Origin of the sequence: Halobacillus sp. Cin3 (assembly GCF_947311855.1) — a bacterium.
In the GTDB taxonomy this organism is placed as follows: Bacteria; Bacillota; Bacilli; order Bacillales; family Halobacillaceae; genus Halobacillus; species Halobacillus kuroshimensis.
In genome coordinates this window covers 1,103,892-1,122,832 of sequence record NZ_CAMZMV010000001.1, presented here as the reverse complement: position 1 = coordinate 1,122,832, position 18,941 = coordinate 1,103,892, and the positions used below count along the sequence as shown (strand labels likewise).

Genomic DNA, 18,941 nt, shown 5'->3' with positions numbered 1-18,941 from the left:
TTTTCCAATGACCCTGTCATCCAATGGACAACATTTCAAGCAGGAATGGGAGAAGAATGTAGAAAAAACCATGCAGCGTTTCCCAGAGCGCCGTCGTTCTTTTCATACGAGTTCGGATATTCCTGTGGATCGTCTCTATACACCCGAATCGTTAAGTGAAGATTACATAAACCAAATCGGTTTTCCAGGCCAGTATCCATATACGCGAGGGATTCAGCCGACGATGTTCCGCTCCCGGTACTGGACAATGCGCCAGTATGCAGGTTTTGGTTCAGCAGAAGAGACGAACGAGCGTTTCCGTTACCTGCTGAAACAGGGCCAGACAGGCTTATCCGTCGCCTTTGATCTGCCGACACAGATCGGCTATGACTCAGACGACCCCATGGCTGAGGGCGAAGTCGGCAAAGTCGGAGTAGCGATTGATTCACTGAAAGATATGGAGCAGCTGTTCCATGAAATTCCACTCGATCAAGTGAGCACCTCCATGACTATAAACGCGCCTGCAGGCATACTCCTTGCGATGTACATTGCTGTAGGGGAGAAGCAGGGGGTGCCGAGGGAAAAGCTGACGGGTACGATTCAAAACGATATTTTGAAGGAGTACATTGCTCGAGGGACGTATATTTATCCTCCTAAACCATCGATGCGGCTCATCACGGATATTTTTGCCTACTGTCAGGAGCACCTGCCTAAATTCAACACCATCAGCATATCCGGCTATCATATCCGTGAAGCAGGATCGACCGCTGTACAGGAAGTCGCTTTTACGATCGCCAACGGCATGGCATATGTAGATGCTGCCATTGAAGCAGGATTGAAAGTGGATCAATTTGCTCCCCGCCTGGCCTTCTTCTTTAATGCCCACAATCAGTTTTTTGAAGAAGCAGCCAAATTCAGGGCAGCACGCCGGATGTGGGCGAAAATCATGAAAGAGCACTACAAAGCGGAAGACCCAAAGAGCTGGAAAATGCGTTTCCACACCCAGACAGGTGGAAGTACGCTGACGGCCCAGCAGCCGGATAATAATATTGTCCGCGTAACGATGCAGGCTCTGGCCGCTGTATTAGGAGGCACACAGAGTCTTCATACCAATTCCAGGGATGAGGCTCTGGCGCTTCCGACAGAGGATTCTGCGAGGATTGCTCTGCGGACACAGCAGATTATCGCCAATGAGAGCGGTGTCGCTGATACAGTCGATCCGCTTGCTGGATCCTACTATGTCGAGTCCTTGACTGACCAGATTGAAAAAGAGGCCGGTGCGTACCTGGAGCGGATCAGTGAATTCGGCGGGGCTGTTCAGGCTGTAGAAGAGGGGTACATGCAGCGGGAAATCCATCAGGCGGCCTACGAGGCGCAGAAACGGATGGAATCCAAAGAGGATATCGTTGTCGGCATGAACGAGTATCAGGTGGATGAAGAAATCCACGCGGATCTCTTGAAAGTGGATGAAGCCCTTGAAAAAGGACAGATAGAAAAAACAAAGCAGGTAAGAGAGCAGAGAAATCAGGAAGTTGTCGATCGCTGCCTTCAGGAACTCCGCAACGCAGCAGCGAAGCAGGACAATGTCATGCCTCCGATCGTCAGGGCTGTCCAGGCGTACGCCACAGTCGGGGAAATTGCCAACGTCCTGCGTGAGGAATTCGGTGAATATACAGCGATGTAGAAAGGGATGAGTCAGTATGAAGCCAATTCGAGTACTTATAGCTAAACCAGGACTGGATGGGCATGACCGTGGTGCTTTAATCATCGCCCAGGCTCTCCGGGACCACGGAATGGAAGTTATCTATACAGGTCTCAGACAGTCTGCCGTGCAGATTGCCCGGGCTGCCGTGCAGGAGGATGTCGATGTCGTCGGTTTATCTTCGTTATCCGGAGCGCACAAATCCTTGTTTCCGAAAGTAGTGGAAGCTCTCAAGAAGGAAGGGGCCGATGACATCCCTGTCATCGGTGGAGGAGTTATTCCCGCTGAGGATATTCCGTATCTGGAAGGAAAAGGGGTCCACAAAATTTTCACCAGCGGATCGCCGACAGACGCTATTGCCGTTTATATTAAACAGCTGATTCATCAGGAAACGATCAGCACTCCAAAGAAAATTGCCCATATTGGGATTGCAGTGGAAAGTATAGATGCAGCACTTCCTTTTTATCAGCATACGCTGGGGATGGAACTGGAAGCGGTAGAGGACGTAGAATCGGAGCATGTTCGTGCTGCTTTTTTAAGAATTGGTGAAACGAAGCTGGAGCTTTTGGAGCCTCTGAATGAAACCTCCGCCATCGCTTCCTTTTTGGAGAAAAGAGGCAGTGGAATCCATCACATCGCCTTGGAAGTCGATGATCTGCATAAACGCCTCCAGCAATACAAGGAACAGGGAATCCGGATGATACATGACGAACCGAAAACCGGGGCTCATCAGGCCGATATTGCCTTTATGCATCCGAAAGCCTCCGGCGGTGTTCTTTATGAACTCTGGCAGTCCGGGAAGGAGGAGTAGACATTGGATATTTTTGATAAGATCAATGAACTTTACGATAAGCGCAGAGAGGTTGAACTCGGCGGCGGGGATGAACGAATCGATAAGCAGCACGAAAAAGGGAAATGGACGGCCCGTGAACGGATCGATCACCTTTTGGATGAGGACAGTTTCATTGAGCTGAACCCTTTCATAGAGCATCGCCATGATGCCTTCGGGATGGACGGCAAAACAGCGCCGGGAGAAGGGGTAGTCACAGGATACGGGAAAATTGATGGAAGAAGTGTGTATCTTTTTGCCCAGGATTTCACAGTGTATGGCGGAGCATTGGGGGAGATGCATGCAAAGAAAATTGCTGCCGTCATGGACCTGGCTGCCAAAAACGGAACGCCTTTCATTGGTTTGAATGACTCGGGAGGAGCGAGAATCCAGGAGGGGGTTTCATCTCTGGATGGATATGGACAGGTGTTTTACCGCAATTCGATCTATTCGGGAGTCATCCCCCAGATCTCAGTCATCATGGGACCGTGTGCAGGTGGAGCGGTTTATTCACCGGCCATCACCGATTTTGTCATCATGGTGGAAAAGACGTCCCAGATGTTCATTACAGGTCCGAAAGTCATTGAAACGGTTACGGGAGAACAAATATCCGCTGAGGATCTCGGAGGCGCCGGCGTTCACAATACGCTCAGTGGAAATGCCCATATGAAGACAACGGATGAAGCGGAGGCCCTGGATGCTGTACGAAGGCTCATCAGTTATCTTCCTCAGAATAACGAAGAGAAGACACCAATGATCCAGGAAGAAATGAAGGATCATTTCCGTCCGGACCTGACCGATAAGATCCCTTTTGATCCCATCCGTCCTTATGATGTCCGCGTCATTATTGATGAAGTGGTGGACGAGTCGTCATTCTTTGAAATTCAAAAAGACTTTGCCAAAAACATTGTCGTTGGTTTTGCCCGAATGAACGGCCGGGCTGTCGGCCTTGTCTGCAATCAGCCGAAATATATGGCGGGCGGACTGGATATCGACTCCAGTGATAAAGCCGCACGATTTATCCGTACGTGCGATTCCTTTAACATCCCAATTATTACGTTTGAGGATGTTACCGGATTTTTCCCCGGTATTAAGCAGGAACACGGGGGAATCATACGACACGGAGCAAAAATTCTGTATGCTTATTCAGAAGCTACGGTGCCCAAACTTACAGTGATCACCCGAAAGGCGTATGGCGGGGCCTATGTGGCGCTGAACAGTAAGTCCATAGGAGCGGATCTTGTCTACGCCTGGCCGAACGCTGAAATTGCTGTCATGGGGCCTGAAGGAGCAGCCAACATCATTTTCGCCAAGGAAATCAAGGAAAGTGAACAGCCTGAAGAAACGAGGAAGAATAAGATCAATGAATACCGCGAACGTTTTGCCAACCCTTACGTTGCTGCAGGTCTCGGGATGATCGATGACGTCATCGATCCACGGGAAACACGGAGCACACTTGTAAAGGCTTTGGATATGCTGCAGGACAAGCGGGAGGAACGTCCTTATAAAAAGCATGGAAATATTCCTCTTTAATTGACATGATTCTTTCGTTCCGCTAACGTACAAAGAGGAATGTGGTTACATATGAAGGAGGAAACATCCATGGCAGAAATCAACAAACAGCGCTTGCTGGACGAATTTTTAGAACTCGTACAAATTGATTCCGAAACAACGCAGGAAGCAGAGATTTCCAAAGTACTCAAGAAGAAATTTACGGACCTCGGACTTGAAGTACTGGAAGATGAGGCGGCTTCCGCGACAGGTCACGGAGCCAACAACCTGATCTGTAATCTCAAAGGCTCGAAAGATGGAGCCGATACGATTTACTTCACTTCGCATATGGATACCGTTGTGCCAGGGAACGGCGTGAAACCTTCCATTGAGGACGGGTATGTCGTCACGGACGGAACGACGATTCTCGGTGCGGATGACAAAGCAGGGATTGCTGCGATCCTTGAGGCCATCCGTTCTCTGAAAGAACAAAGCGTAGAGCATGGAGATATTCAATTCGTTATTACAGTCGGAGAAGAGAGCGGCCTTGTCGGTGCGAAAGCTCTGGACAGTTCCCTCTTGAAAGCGAAATACGGCTATGCGATTGACAGTGACGGGCAGGTTGGAAATATCGTCGTGGCTGCTCCGACACAGGCGAAAATCAATGCTGTCGTCAAAGGCAGAACGGCTCATGCCGGTGTAGCTCCTGAAAAAGGGGTTTCAGCTATCACGCTGGCGTCACGCGCCATCGCAAAAATGCCTCTGGGACGTATTGATGAGGAAACGACAGCGAATATCGGTCGCTTTGAAGGTGGTCAGAAAACGAACATCGTGTGCGATCATGCCGAAATTCTCGCTGAAGCCCGCTCGCTCGACCCTGCGAAAATGGAAGAGCAGGTCGAAAAAATGAAACAGGCATTTTATGAAACAGCAGAAGAAATGGGTGGAGAAGTGGACTTGGATATCCAGGTCATGTACCCGGGCTATAAGCAGGAGGCTGGTGACGAAGTGGTCGAAGTGGCCCGCTCGGCAGCCAAACGAATCGGCCGGGAAAGCGAACTGCTCCGCAGCGGCGGCGGCAGTGATGCCAACGTGATTGCCGGCCACGGAGTTCCGACGGTAAACTTGAGCGTCGGTTACGAAGAAATCCATACGACCAATGAGCGCATCCCTGTAGCTGAACTTGAAAAAATTGCCGAATTTATTACAGCTATTGCTGAAGAAGCAGCATCATAACGAAGAGGAAGAGTTCCTTCCCCGGTACAAAACCCGTACGGTGATCCACAACCACCGTACGGGTTTTTATTTCGGCCGTTTTTTCAGTTGAATGATGCAGCGTGTCCTCTGCGAGCAGTCCGCTCCATACATCCCGTGGTCTATGCTATAATAAAAGAACAAATGTTCTAATGGAGGAAAGACGTATGGCTTCAAAGTGGTATCCAAAAAAAGGGCGGGTCATTTTTCATGTGGATATGAACAGCTTCTATGCTTCAGTGGAAGCTGCCTTTGATCCCAGCTTAAAAGGGAAGCCTTTAGCTATTGCCGGAAATCCGGAAGAACGCCGCGGGATTATCGTGACGAGCAGCTATGAAGCAAGAAAATACGGAGTGAAAACGACCATGCCGCTTGGAGAAGCCAGAAGGCTCTGTCCGGACCTGATGGTGATGCGGCCGAATTTTGAACGCTATCGCACAGCATCCAAAGAGATGTTTAAAATTCTTGCCGATGTGACCTCTCTCGTGCAGCCTGTATCCATTGATGAAGGCTACATGGACATTACCGAGTGTTCCGACCAAGGTTCTCCTCCTGAAATTGCAGAACGCATTCAGCAGCGGATAGCCGAAGAGCTTGACCTTCCATGCAGTATCGGGATTGCTCCCAATAAATTTCTGGCGAAAATGGCTTCCGATATGAAAAAACCCATGGGGATAACCATTTTAAGGAAAAGAGATCTCGAACATACGCTCTGGAAGCTTCCGATTGAAGACATGCACGGCGTGGGATCAAAAACAGCAGAGAAGTTAAGAAAAATTGGGATCGAAACGATCGGCGGACTTGCTTCGCATTCCGTCATAGAACTGAAAAGAATCCTCGGTATAAATGGAGAGCGCCTGCAGAACAGAGCCAACGGATTGGACGACAGACCGGTGGACCCTGAAGCTGTGCATGATTTCAAAAGTATCGGCACTTCCACGACGCTTCCTCATGACACGACGGACGAGGATGAAATCCAAACCGTCCTGCGCCGTCTTTCCAATAAGGTTGCTGCGAGGATGAACGGGAAAAAGGTCCTCGCCAGGAACGTGCAGCTCATGATCCGGTATCATGACAGGAAAACGGTGACGAGGAGCCGCCAGCTCCAGGAATTCATCAGTAAACCCGATGAACTGTTCCAACACAGCATCCAGCTTTTTGACCAGCACTGGAATCAGGACCCTGTCCGGCTTCTCGGTGTAACCGCCGGTGACCTCGCAGAAAAATCCGAGGTCACCCAGCAGCTTGATCTATTCAATTATGAGCAGTATGCCGGTAAGGAAAAGCTGTATAAAACCATTGATACACTCACGGAGAAATATGGGAAAAACCCTTTCCGCACGTTGACGAATCCGGATGAAACTAAAGTATCCACCAGCTTTCAAAAAGACTTTCTGGACGATTACAAAAAGTGATTCCCAGGCATGACTCCGCTTTTTTGTTTCATACTAAACAGGAAGGGAGGAAGGAATCATGGGTAGAGATCGACAAGAAAAGAAATTGAAAAAGTCCGGAAAGGTCCAGTCCGACCGTGATCAGAGCCTCAGTTATCCAGGGGCGACGATGATGGAGGGGCCGGAGCCTGCTCGAAAACGCAGATAAGGAGGCGGTTTCTTATGGGTGGACGCCGCATGGGACCCAAACAACAAACGCGTCCGGACATTCCTCTCGGTCCGGATCAGGCATATGGCGAAAAGGCGCAGGGCTCACACAAAGCCAAGCAGGCCCGTCATTCCCGTCAAAAACAAAAAACTTCGCACGACATGTAATCAAAAGCAGCCGGAAGCGGCTGCTTTTTCCATTCTTTACAGTTCATAGCTTCAAGGCTTCAGGGGATTCTATAAAGGAGGAGGTTGAGAACTATGCCGGAACGAATTGTCGCTGTAAAAAAGAACGGGCAGGGAAGCATTGTTGAGATGCAGCTGTCGTCAGGACGTGTGGTCGATTATAAACAGGCCCACGATATGGCGCGCAGCGGTGAGCTGGAACACGTGAACCTGATTCGTGGTAAGGATGGGGAAGACCATCTGCGCAGTGAGCCGGATGGCATACAATCCAACAACCTGGACAACCTTCCCTCTTTCTAAAGAAAGCCGGACAGAGCACACAAAGCTCTGTCCGGTTTTTTTGCTTTCAAATATAGAGATCAATGGACAGATCAGATGGATGTGATGAAAATGAAATAAGATCATATAAATATTTCAAAAGTAGTTGACTTTTTTTAGGGGTGTTGTAAACTTAAAATGAAATATAAAACATAAAATATTACAAAACTTTTTAATGGGGATGATGAAATGGCGATCTTCGCAGAAAAGGTAACAAAGACGTATCAAAGCGGAGAGGTGACGGTTAAGGCGCTGCGTGAGGCGAGCCTGACTGTACCGGACAAAAAGATTGTCACAATTCTAGGACCTTCCGGATCGGGTAAATCCACACTATTGAACGTGATCGGCGGCATCGACCGCTATGACGAAGGACAGATTGTAGTGGATGGCCGGATGCTTGATGGATTGAAGGACAAACAGCTGACGGAATATCGAAGAAAAAACATTGGGTTCATTTTTCAACAGTATAATCTTATTCCCACTCTCACTGTCGAGGAAAATGTTGAAGTCGGCCGGGAATTGAGCAGTAATCCGCTTCCTATGGAGGATACGCTGAAAAAAGTGGGAATGCTTGATAAAAAAGACAAATTCCCCTTTCAATTGAGTGGTGGAGAGCAGCAGCGTGTGGCCATCGCCCGTGCATTAATCAAAAATCCGAACATCCTATTATGTGATGAGCCTACGGGAGCCCTGGATGAGGATACGGGTAAGAATATTTTGAAGCTGCTGAAATACGTGAACGAAACCTACGGAACGACCGTTCTCATCATTACTCATAACCAGGGAATCGGAGAGATGGCCCATCAGGTGATCCGGATGAGCAGCGGGGAAATCGTAGAGACGTATGAAAACGAGACACTGGTGGACCCTGAGCAGGTGACGTGGTCATGATTTTAAAAAAATCGATGATCCGTACACTGAAAGAGAAGAAATTTCAATATGCAGGTGTCAGTCTGCTCCTCCTGCTGGCTGTTACACTGTATGTCTCCTTGTCGATGGCTGTGACGACGTTGGAAGAGCGGAATGCCAGGTTTACCGAAGATTATAAACAGGAGACCTTCCATTTCGTACCATCTGAACCTGTGGACTCCTCCAAGCTGCAGGAGTGGGAGGAGGAGTTTGATGTCACCCTTGAGGCCAGGTCCTATTATGATGCTGATGTAGACGATTCAGTACTCAGGGTCTTTTCACAAACAGAAGAAATCAACCTTCCTTATCTATCAGAGGGTTCAAACCCGACAGACGGTAGTGAAATCGCTGTTTCCTCCGTTTTTGCTGAAAAAAATGACCTGCATATCGGTGATGAGGTGGAAATCAGCGGAGAACGGATGGAAGTGACAGGATTTGTTTATCTTCCTGACTATATTTACATGATTGAACAATTGACGGATTTGATCAGCGATGCCGAGAAATTCGGTATAGCCATAGCTTCAGAACGTGTCATGGATCAATGGTCTTCCCGGTCCCAGACAGAAATCACAGGCTGGTCCAGTGATGGAGAGGTTCCTGATGGTTTCATGGAGGCTGTCCGTGCGGAGACGACCATTCTGCAATTTGTAGAAGCCGGTGACAACCCCCGGATTCAGTTCGTGGATACGGAAATTGAAGGCGCAAAAAGTATGAACAATACGCTCCCGCTCTTCATTCTGGCTCTTGCTGCAGCGATGGTCCTTCTTTTAATGAGACGCCGGATCGAGATGCAGCGCAAGGAAATCGGGACGCTGCTGGCGCTTGGCTACCGGAGGAATGAACTGCTTCGGCATTACCTCGGCTATGCGTGGGTCATCGGCCTAAGTGGTACGGTTCTCGGACTGGCAGCGGGTGCCGGCTTATCCGTTCCGTTATCTAATCTATATGCAAACTATTTCAATCTACCTGCCTTATCTATGTTCGATTTTAATCCGATGGTGCTCGTCATTGGTCTGATTATTCCTCTGGTGCTCATGCTCTCATTGACAGCGTGGGGGATTCACAGGGCTTTAAAAGTCGAGCCTTTGACACTTCTGCGCCCGAAAGAAGTGACGGTCGGCAGGAAATCGTGGCTGGAGCGTCTTCCGTTATTGAACAAAGGCAGCTTTATTCAACGGTTCCGACTGCGTCTCCTTGTACGTAACAAAGCGAGGAGTCTCTATATATTCCTTGGTGTCATGTTTTCAACCGTTTTACTGCTGTTTGGTTTTATTACATTCAACAGTATGGATCAACTGGTTGAAACGACGTATGAGGACATTATGACCTACGATTATGCGGTTTATTACCAGTCTTTACAAACGGAAGAACCAGCCGATGGTTCTGATCCTTTTACCGTCGGCGAAGTGAATGTAAAAGGTCAGGATGCAAAATTGACGGGGTATGGAATTGAAACAGGCACCCCTTATATCCATCTTCTTTCTGACGAGGAAAAACTCAACTCCGAACTTAAGGAAGGTGCTGTTCTGAGTACACCAGCTGCGGCAGTCCTTGGTGTCGGGGCAGGGGAGGACATAACGCTTACCAACTCCTTAAATGACGAGGAAATGACCGTTCAGGTAGCGGGAGTGGCTGATGTGTATATTGGCAGTCAGATCTACCTGCCCCGGGAAGCCTTTAACGAATTTCTCGGCTATCCCGGTGATGCTTACAGTGCCGTCTGGCAGTCTGAAGAACCGGAACGGGGGGCGGATGTTTATCAAATTGAAGATAAGCAGAAGGTGATTGACAGTTTTGAAGCGACATCCGGAGCTACGCGGTCATCGGTGATCGGAATGGCTGTTTTTGCTGTCGTCATCAGTGTCATCGTCCTTACGCTGCTGACGAATTTAATTGTTGAGGAAAATTCGCCTTCCATCTCCTTGTTCAAGGTCATGGGCTATCACAACAGTGAAGTATCCAAGCTTGTTCTTAGTGTTTATACACCTGTTGTTATGCTCTCTTATTTGATTTCGATACCTCTGGCAGGATTGACGCTTGGGCAGTTGATGAATTCCCTCGTAGAGCAGACAGGATTCATTCTTCCGACAGATGTATCCTTGTGGATGGCAGCTACAGGATTTGTCGTCATTATGCTGACCTATGCGCTCTCGATTGCTCTTTCCAAACGGAAGTTGAAACAGGTCTCCCTGCAGGAAGCTTTGAAAAAACAACAGGATTAATATAAAAAAAGACACTCATGAAAAACGGAGTGTCTTTTTTTATTAGCTCTGCTGAAGTTTAATGTTGATATTATATACCGCTCGCGCCATCTTCATCGTTGGATGAAGTTTATTGAATGTATGATAGAGGGTTAGCAGCCAAGTTGATGGGAGACGTTATCCACGTAACCTTGTTCTATTGGAGGCACAAGCTTCTTTCGGCATTAAAACAGATGGAAAGTTCAACATTCCAGGGTATCGTTGAAATGGACGACACCTAATTCCTGTACCTGACCTTGTATCAGGTGTTAGAGAGTATCCATCATCAGCGGAATGAAGTGACGAAGAATGAGGTGATGGTAAAAAGGAGTTTATTTCCAAGTGTCGAAACCTATGATACCCTTAGTTTTTCTACTTTCACTATGTAACCATTGAATCTTATTGGATATTTATCTTGAAACTGAGTCTTTCGCTAAAGGGCAGGTTAGTTGAAGACTCAGTTTCGAGATAATTATTGATAAAGCATGTGTTTACTTTTTTGGAATTAGTGTTTCCTAAGCCTCAAGACTTATGGCTAAATAAATCTGAAGTTCATATATAAGTATAAATTTGTATGATATGATGGAAAAAATTAGTGTTTGAGATAGGGATAATGTCCTGTTTGTTACGTAAAAAAGTTATGAGGGAGGGTGTATGTATGAATGTTGGGATTAAAATAGTTAGCCTTTTTAGTCTACCAGTAATAGTTGTTCTTTATGTTGGATTGCTCTTTTCTGCTTTTATTGCAGTAATAAGCGGAGTACTTAGGGCTTCAGGAATAGAGAGCATACCAATGAGTATTTTACCAGGGGTTACTATGCCAGTATGGTTAAGTATGCCAATGGCAGTTATAGTCGCTGGTCTTTTACTATGGTTTACAAATAGGTTATACAAAATTTTAAAACAATTACTGTTTAACATAAGAAATTAAAATAGACTTTGGGATATTCACAGATCTTTAAAGAAATTTTCGGTGATACCTTGGTTTCTAGTCTTACAGAAACGGGGGCGAATCTGCAAGAAAGATTCGTCCCATCATTTGAAAATTGAGCACTCCACCTAGCTTATTTTCATCCAAAGAAACACTTCCTTCCTATGACTAAAATTCGACTATATGGGAGGAATTTCCTCTTTTTAGTAGAAGCTATAATTTAGAAATAGAAGGAGGATGTTATATGTTAGAATATTTTGATCTCCAGAGTATAAGTACTCAACTTACTTCGATTGCTACTAAAAATAGTTCTCAAGCCATTTATGACAAGATCCGTACAACCAAGGCTCAGAAGGATCAAGAAGCGACGATTCAAGAGCTCGAGGAAATCATAAGAGATTTAATTACTGAAAAAAATGAACTTATTCAAATTGCTCAAACGTATGATGAAGAGGTAATTTCACAAAAGATTTCTGAAGAAGATATAGAATACATTTCGCATAATCTGATTCCTCTTCTAGAGAAGTTTTTAGAGACTGATGAAGAAGCAGGAGATGGCGAAGCTTATGCTAAAGCTGAAGATAATTTGAAGAACTTAGAAAATATAAAACCTTTATTGTCTAAAAAAACAATTACTATTCTTCAGTTATTAGGCTTCAATTATAAGCGAGCGATAGGAGAACCTTTAACGGTTTTGGTTAACTCACTAATAACATCTCAAATACCTGAGTCGTCTGAGAGATTAAAGGTATTAGCAGCTGAAAGAGACTTGGAATATTTAAAAATAATGCGGGATGAAGCCGCATACGAAAGAATGTTGGAATCGCAAAAGTGAGAAAAAAGGAGCTCTTCCAAACAGGAAAGCTCCTTTTTCTCAAAATTTAACGAGAAATGCATCTCTTTTTTAACGATAATAAATTTAACGTGGTGGGGAGGCAGGCACGGACATACCAGGGGGTAATCATAAAGGATTTAAAATGCACTTTTTACATGAATGGTTCGATAGTAGACGTTACAGAGTTGAAGCTTCCCGCTATATATACCTTGAATTCGAGTCTTAAAGTAAAGGGGGCGATTATTCAATAAGAGTAATTCCCTTTTTTATGCATAAGACTATTAAAGGCTTAGTTGTTCGTGAAGACTATATTGTTTTAAGATTATTGAATATTATGTAAATAAGCGATATGATGGCGTAATATCTATCATTACTAGTTTTGAGGTGATAACTATGCGTCAAGAGGAAGCTGTTAATAAGTTAGTAGATAGTTTAAGGGAGGACCCTTGTGTTCGGAGTATTTTCTTAAAAGGGTCTATGGGAAGAAATGAACATGATAAACACTCAGATATAGACTTATATTGTCTAATTGATGAAGAGGAGGAAAAAACATTTTTATCTCGTCGATTGAGTCATCTTAAATCATATAAGGATATAATCTTCTATGATGATATTTTCATTGTAGCGCCGCAAATTATTGCTATATATGAAGATTGGTTGCATGTAGACCTCTTTACAGTGACAGAAAAGACATTTCAGAATAAGGATTATTTTACTGTCCTTTACGATCCAGATAATCTAATGAACGCCTATAATTCCAGCCAAAAACTTACTCTTTCAGAAGATGAATTTAAAGATCATGTAATAGACGTAGCTTGGTTTTTGTTTCAATATAAAAAAGCAATGGAACGAGGTAATCCCACATGGGCTCCTGAAATGTTGCGCCATGTAATGAGGGGTTTATGTAGCATCATCCTCTTTAGATATTGTAGAGACCGTTCTCAGCTGGGTTTAAAAGCGATACATGCACATTTACCTAAAGAAAAGCAAAATAGAATTCAAGAGATTTATGAATACACCACTCCTTCCGATCATGAACTCGCCATTAAAAAAATAACGTCTCTTATAAATATGGAATTTAACTGGATAAAAGGACAGTTTGAAAAAGATAATCGAACTATTCCTTTTCTAAAATTAATGTTGGAGACATTTTCGAAGGAAGAAAATAAACAATTAAATGTCGAGAGTAAATGATATCTCGAAACCTAGTCTTATAGAAACGGGGTCAACCCTTTAACATTTTAATTTTGCCACGACTTGCAAAGGAGAGTGGTTATGACAACTAAATACGTTAATTGGGGAGAAGCACTAGTTAAGTTAACGTGGAAGTATAATAAAGTGCTTCCTCCGAAAAGACTTATAACGAGTGTCCATGGATTTTGTTTTAAAGATGATAGGTTAATGTTAGTGAATTTAGATCACAGAGGATGGGACTTTCCAGGAGGTCATATAGAATTTAAAGAATCTCCAGAAGAATGCATGGAGCGTGAAGCGTATGAAGAAGGATATGTTACTGGAAGGTGCTCTCTTTTAGGGTATATTGAAGTAGACCACAGTAAAAACCAATGCTGGGATGAGAATAGTCCTTACCCTAAGGTAGGTTATCAGGTTTTTTATCGTATGGACATCGAACAACTACATAACTTTCAAGCCAAATATGAATCGACAGAAAGGATATTTATTAATCCAGATGAGTTCAATGAATATCATCATGATTGGAATGAATTGCACCAAGAAGTATTAGATTTTGCTCTAAACCGAACTTAGTTATTGTCTTGAGCAAAATATGGATACCACTTAAGATATCTCGAAATCGAGTCTTAAACAAACAGGGGCTTTAATTTAATAGGGAATATCATAAGTTAATATTTCTTGTTTACTTGTTTTGGCATAACCCCGATTAAAATAAAGAAAGAGGTGTGACATTGAGAAACGCTTTAGGGTATGGTTTCTTATTATTAATCATATTGTCAATTACAATATTCTTTAGCCTGAAAATGTTCATTAGTTTAGTTAATATTATCGGTTTTGGGTCAGCTTTAATTTCTGCTTTCCTTATGAAAACGTTTATTAGAAGGTCTGAATTAAATGTGGCTTCAACAGATAAAGGAGATAGAGAAGAAAGAAGGTTAGGAATGATGATTGGCATATTCGGTTCACCATTTCTGATTACTTCGATTATCTTTTTGATAACGTAAATTAAAGCAGTTTAAAGTTTTATAAGTAATGGCGAATTATCTCGAAATCAAGTCTTCATGAAACGGGGGCAAATCAGGAATAACGGTTTGGTCCTTTTTTATGAACTATCGACCAGGTTAGTGCAGAAAGAATAGTTGTTAATTAACTGTTAATAATACGCCTAAATATAATTTTAGGGTGGTATTATATGGAGAAATGTATATCTCTTTTATTAATCATTTTCAGTATTTTCTTTTGGGGAGGGAACCATGGAACAGTAAATGCAAATTCTAACGATAAACCTAAACCCATAGAGGAATTCTATCCTGAATTTGGCGGGTACACAACGGCTGAAGAAGCTATAAAAGAATTTGAAGAACATTATAACCAAGACTTAAAGCTGCCACTTAGAATTCCACCTATAACTTTTACTCATTATTTGGGGAGATTTAGTGATTTAGATGGCGACATAAATGATTCTTTAGAACTGACGTTCATAAGCGAGGAATCACCTGGAAATCATTACAAAATAGACGTTCGACCTATCGAGCATAAAATTCAAATCCCAGATAAGTATATTGTTAAAAAGGTTAACCTAAAGAACGGGAATAAAGCAGTCTATATGAAATTTAGTAGAGGGCCTTATGCATTAGTTTTTGAGAGGGATGATTGGCAATACATGTTTAGTATTGATAAAAGGGCTTCTGATAAGGTCAATGCTGAAGTATTAGTTAAAATAGCTAACTCAATTGATTATCCTAGTAAGAAGAAAAGTCCATTTCAATAATAGTATTTGCTTAATTAAGTTAATGGGTAACTAAAGTAAAAGAGGACCTAAACAGGGGCGATTACTCAATTTGAGTTGTCGCTCTCCTTCTTTACTTATGAAATAAACAGTTAAAGTGGGTAAACAAAATAATTAATGACTTTAAAATAGGGGATACTAGCCAAAATAAATTGGTTGAGGTGTTTTATGAAACGATTTATTTTGGTTCCAATGATTATTTTTTTACTTGTTATTTCTCCAAGTCAAGTAAATGCAATTTCTATGCCCTGCAGTATGGTTTTAGAACCTGTTGATCAAAATTTAATAAATGCAAAGGGAACGGCATTATTATATAAAGTCCAGCTATTCCCACCAAGTTTTGCTCGCACTAATATCAGCATTCTTGCTGTGCATCTTCCAGAACCATCAAATTATGGGGATTTTGATAGCTACGAAGGATTTGCCTATATTCCCGACGAAATAAGTTGGAGATTTAGACTATTTCCTACTCCTGAAGAAATTAGTCCAACATGGGCAGGAAGATTTGATTTAATTACAGCGGATATGAAAAACGTAGACGTACAAGTGAGACTCTCAAATACCAAAACCAAAAAGTTAGGTCCAGTTGTACTTAAAAGTAATATCGATCAGTGCAAATAGGGTAATTAGAGTTATATAACGTTTCAAGAATATCTCGATATCAAGTCTTACGTTAACGGGGGCGTTTCTATAAAATATTTTATTGATTTATTCTCAAGCTTTTCATTCGTAATAGGCTGGTTCATAGTAGTTGTTGCTACATGCTACTTCTTCCCCTCTATATTTCTTGGAGGGATATTTTTATTAGTCTCTTTTTTAGCTATTTTATTTGGAGGGATGCTCATTTGGGTGTCAAAACAAATATAGTTAATACCTACAATTACATGATGATTAAACACTTTGAAACCGAGTCTTCCCCAATAGAGGCGATTGCTCGATAGAGCGCTATAAGTGATGGCTCTCCCTCTTTAATGAGTTTCGGGTAAGTTTAATCTTATAGGTTGTGGTATTAAAGTGAATTTGAAATAATTGTAATTAACGAGGGATAATGCTACATACATTTTCTTATGCTTGGGGTTTTGGCAATGAAAGAACGTGTTAGTACTGGAATATTAATAGCCATATTGTTCTTAATTGTGTTTTACATAGGTCAACAATGGTTTATATATTCAATGTTGTTACTAGCCTTAGTTGGATATTATGAATTTACTACGATCATAAAGATTAAGAAATGGGGAAGGAAATGGTTCATAGGGGCCTTAGGAGTTTTCCTATTATTCATTCCTTTGTTTAACCCCTCCTATGAAGATATACATATAAAAGTAATACTTGCTCTGATTGTTTCTTTTCTTACAGCTACGATTCTAAGTGAAGAAAGAGCTACAGAACAATTTTCTATCGAAAAGGCTGGAACCCTTTTAATTGGGGTGTTATATATTGGATTCGGATTCCAGTTGTTAGTTCAAGCAAGATTAGAGGAAGGAATCATATGGACATTCACTGTTTTAATTATTATATGGTCCACAGATACGGGCGCTTATTTTGTTGGTAAAACGCTGGGTAAAACAAAGCTTGCCCCCAATACTAGTCCAAATAAAACGGTTGAAGGTTCAGTGGGAGGAATAGTAGTTGCTTTTTTAGTAGGACTATTAATGCAATGGCAATGGGAGGTTTTCTCCAGCTATTTTATTTCCATTATGGTTATTATTTTCATTTCCATCTTAGGACAAATAGGCGACTTAGCAGAGTCAGCATTAAAACGTTACTTCCAGGTTAAAGATTCAGGAAATATATTCCCGGGGCATGGAGGCGTTTTAGATCGCTTGGATAGCTGGATATTTGTATTTATAGGATTGAAAATTATAGGTATCTTTTAGAAACGTTAGATGGCGGTTGCTCAATAGAGCAATCGCCACAATTGCTTTTTGTATTTAGTCTTTTCTGGAGACATCTTGAAATCAAGTTTTACATTAACGGGGGCTATTGTTCAATATAATGCTTGCTTTCAACATTAATGATGTTTAATAAAATCGAAGCTAAGGTAAAGGGGAAATCGTTTTGGAAAGGAAAACTATGAACTTCGTAAAACTTTTATTAGGAGTAGTAGTAGGAATTGCAATTTATGAAGTGGTAAAAGGATTATTTTTTTAAGTGATAGGTATGGTATGTAGTTTTAATTTACCTCGAATTCATGTCTTACGCTAACGGGGGCTTTACTTCAATAAGCAAATTACTATAAAAAAAGGAACTCCCATAAAATTGGAAGTTCCTTTTTGTAGTAATATCAACTCTAAAATTTAACAGAGTCTTTTAATTAACCGAAGATCCGCTTCATGATAGCCAGTCCAAGGGATGACCCAGGGTAACGGAAGCTTTGATCGAATTTAGTGGTTTGTTTTGTAATGCTCTTCTGATGGGTGAACGTGTCAAAGCTGGCCTGGCCGTGGTAATGACCCATGCCGCTTTCACCAACGCCCCCGAAGGGGAGGTGAGGGTTGATAATATGGTAAAGGGTGTCATTGATACAGCCTCCACCGAATGAAATGCGGTTGAGCACCTGCTGCTGTTCGATTTCATTTTCTCCGAAGTAATAAAGGGCCAGTGGTTTTGGACGTTCGTTAATCTGTTCAACCACCTCATCCAGTTCATCATAGGTGAGGACCGGAAGAATCGGTCCGAAAATCTCATCCTGCATCACAGGATCAGCCCAAGTCACCTGATCGAGGATGGTGGGAGCGATTTTCTCCTGGCGTTCATCGACAGCTCCCCCGACAACGGTCGTACCGGACGTTAAATAATTGGAAAGTCTCTCAAAGTGGGAGGCATTCACGATTTTCGTATAGTCCGGGTTTTTGAGAGGATGTTCTCCGTAGAACTCCTGGATGTACTTCTTCATCGATCGGATCAGGTCAGCCTTCACTTCATGATGGACGTACAAATAGTCTGGAGCAATGCAGGTCTGCCCGGCATTGGTGAATTTCCCCCAGACAATCCGTTTGGCAGCAAGGTCTACGGAAGCATCTTTATGGACGATGGTCGGGCTCTTCCCGCCAAGTTCGAGTGTGACTGGAATCAACCGTTGGCTCGCTTTTTCCATGATGATTTTCCCAACCGGAACACTTCCTGTGAAGAAGATGTAGTCCAGAGGCTGGTCGAGCAGCTCCTGTGTCACGTCCTTATCCCCTTCCACAACAGTAATATAGGAGGAAGGGAAGTACTGCTCCACCATCTTTTTCAATACCCAGGAAACGGTCGGTGTCAGTTCGGAGGGTTTAAGGATGACCGTATTTCCGGCCGCAACGGCTCCGATCACCGGGGCGAGGGCCAGCTGAATCGGATAATTCCACGGGGCAATGACAAGGACGGTTCCGAATGGCTCTTTTTTGATGTAGTTTTTTGAACCGGTATGTGTGAGAGGCGCTTTAACCTTTGTCGGCTGCATCCAGTTTTTCAACTGTTTAAGATGATGGTCAATTTCACTCTTAAGAAAAGCAATCTCTGAGGCATAGGCTTCATATTCGGATTTGTTCAAATCAAATTTTAATGCATTCAAAATCGGTTTTTCAAAGGTGGTGAGCATCTGTTTCATCTTCTGCAGCTGCTCCCTGCGAAAGGTGTAGCTTCTCGTGTGACCTTCCTGGAACCATGATTTCTGTGCTTGTACAATGGTATGCATCCTAGGG

18 protein-coding genes and 1 pseudogene are annotated in these 18,941 nt (G+C 43.2%); 18 read left to right on the top strand and 1 reads right to left on the bottom strand.

All coding sequences use genetic code 11. The features are described from left to right. The first annotated feature begins 7 nt into the window (after nucleotides 1-7). From QMA39_RS06030 to QMA39_RS05945, 18 genes and pseudogenes are all read left to right on the top strand, one after another. Nucleotides 8-1,663 (top strand): methylmalonyl-CoA mutase family protein, encoded by a 1,656-nt coding sequence (locus tag QMA39_RS06030; protein ID WP_281658216.1) that lies wholly within the window; start codon nucleotides 8-10, stop codon nucleotides 1,661-1,663. Between the two features lie 16 nt (nucleotides 1,664-1,679). Continuing rightward, nucleotides 1,680-2,492 carry a methylmalonyl-CoA epimerase gene (mce, locus tag QMA39_RS06025; protein ID WP_281658215.1) on the top strand — a complete coding sequence of 271 codons (813 nt, stop codon included), beginning with the start codon at nucleotides 1,680-1,682 and terminating at the stop codon, nucleotides 2,490-2,492. Nucleotides 2,493-2,495: 3 nt separating this feature from the next. Next, nucleotides 2,496-4,043, top strand: a complete 1,548-nt coding sequence (locus tag QMA39_RS06020; protein WP_281658214.1) for an acyl-CoA carboxylase subunit beta — start codon at nucleotides 2,496-2,498, stop codon at nucleotides 4,041-4,043. Nucleotides 4,044-4,112: 69 nt separating this feature from the next. Then, on the top strand, nucleotides 4,113-5,237 hold the full coding sequence (locus QMA39_RS06015; RefSeq protein ID WP_206935097.1) for a M20/M25/M40 family metallo-hydrolase: 1,125 nt from the start codon (nucleotides 4,113-4,115) through the stop codon (nucleotides 5,235-5,237). A 185-nt stretch (nucleotides 5,238-5,422) separates the two neighbouring features. Continuing rightward, on the top strand, nucleotides 5,423-6,670 hold the full coding sequence (locus tag QMA39_RS06010) for a DNA polymerase IV (RefSeq protein ID WP_281658213.1): 1,248 nt from the start codon (nucleotides 5,423-5,425) through the stop codon (nucleotides 6,668-6,670). Between the two features lie 58 nt (nucleotides 6,671-6,728). Continuing rightward, complete coding sequence (locus tag QMA39_RS06005) at nucleotides 6,729-6,857, top strand: YpzI family protein (protein WP_084163123.1); 129 nt, start codon at nucleotides 6,729-6,731, stop codon at nucleotides 6,855-6,857. Nucleotides 6,858-6,871: 14 nt separating this feature from the next. Further along, nucleotides 6,872-7,024, top strand: coding sequence for a small acid-soluble spore protein P (locus QMA39_RS06000; protein ID WP_027955473.1), 153 nt, complete (start codon nucleotides 6,872-6,874; stop codon nucleotides 7,022-7,024). 93 nt (nucleotides 7,025-7,117) lie between these two features. After that, complete coding sequence (locus tag QMA39_RS05995; protein ID WP_027955474.1) at nucleotides 7,118-7,342, top strand: DUF3892 domain-containing protein; 225 nt, start codon at nucleotides 7,118-7,120, stop codon at nucleotides 7,340-7,342. 207 nt (nucleotides 7,343-7,549) lie between these two features. Continuing rightward, nucleotides 7,550-8,251 (top strand): ABC transporter ATP-binding protein, encoded by a 702-nt coding sequence (locus tag QMA39_RS05990; protein ID WP_281658212.1) that lies wholly within the window; start codon nucleotides 7,550-7,552, stop codon nucleotides 8,249-8,251. Beyond that, nucleotides 8,248-10,491, top strand: a complete 2,244-nt coding sequence (locus QMA39_RS05985; protein ID WP_281658211.1) for an ABC transporter permease — start codon at nucleotides 8,248-8,250, stop codon at nucleotides 10,489-10,491. The genes QMA39_RS05990 and QMA39_RS05985 overlap by 4 nt, the downstream gene beginning before the upstream one ends. Nucleotides 10,492-10,563: 72 nt before the next feature. Further along, nucleotides 10,564-10,898 (top strand): annotated as a pseudogene (locus tag QMA39_RS05980) (hypothetical protein); the annotation flags it as partial. A gap of 269 nt (nucleotides 10,899-11,167) precedes the next feature. Beyond that, the gene (locus tag QMA39_RS05975) at nucleotides 11,168-11,440 is read left to right on the top strand and encodes a hypothetical protein (protein WP_206931859.1); all 273 of its coding nucleotides are present in this window, start codon (nucleotides 11,168-11,170) and stop codon (nucleotides 11,438-11,440) included. A 244-nt stretch (nucleotides 11,441-11,684) separates the two neighbouring features. Then, nucleotides 11,685-12,275, top strand: a complete 591-nt coding sequence (locus QMA39_RS05970; RefSeq protein ID WP_281658210.1) for a hypothetical protein — start codon at nucleotides 11,685-11,687, stop codon at nucleotides 12,273-12,275. 393 nt (nucleotides 12,276-12,668) lie between these two features. Continuing rightward, a complete protein-coding gene (locus QMA39_RS05965; protein WP_281658209.1) occupies nucleotides 12,669-13,469 on the top strand; it encodes a nucleotidyltransferase domain-containing protein in 801 nt (266 codons plus the stop codon). An 81-nt stretch (nucleotides 13,470-13,550) separates the two neighbouring features. Continuing rightward, complete coding sequence (locus QMA39_RS05960) at nucleotides 13,551-14,042, top strand: NUDIX domain-containing protein (RefSeq protein WP_281658208.1); 492 nt, start codon at nucleotides 13,551-13,553, stop codon at nucleotides 14,040-14,042. A gap of 619 nt (nucleotides 14,043-14,661) precedes the next feature. Beyond that, nucleotides 14,662-15,240, top strand: coding sequence for a hypothetical protein (locus QMA39_RS05955; protein WP_281658207.1), 579 nt, complete (start codon nucleotides 14,662-14,664; stop codon nucleotides 15,238-15,240). 186 nt (nucleotides 15,241-15,426) lie between these two features. Continuing rightward, complete coding sequence (locus QMA39_RS05950) at nucleotides 15,427-15,879, top strand: hypothetical protein (protein ID WP_281658206.1); 453 nt, start codon at nucleotides 15,427-15,429, stop codon at nucleotides 15,877-15,879. A 464-nt stretch (nucleotides 15,880-16,343) separates the two neighbouring features. Continuing rightward, the gene (locus QMA39_RS05945; protein ID WP_281658205.1) at nucleotides 16,344-17,135 is read left to right on the top strand and encodes a phosphatidate cytidylyltransferase; all 792 of its coding nucleotides are present in this window, start codon (nucleotides 16,344-16,346) and stop codon (nucleotides 17,133-17,135) included. Between the two features lie 437 nt (nucleotides 17,136-17,572). On the opposite strand, the gene QMA39_RS05940 is transcribed toward QMA39_RS05945, so the two are convergent. Beyond that, nucleotides 17,573-18,934 (bottom strand): aldehyde dehydrogenase, encoded by a 1,362-nt coding sequence (locus QMA39_RS05940; RefSeq protein ID WP_027955480.1) that lies wholly within the window; start codon nucleotides 18,932-18,934, stop codon nucleotides 17,573-17,575. Nucleotides 18,935-18,941: the final 7 nt, after the last annotated feature.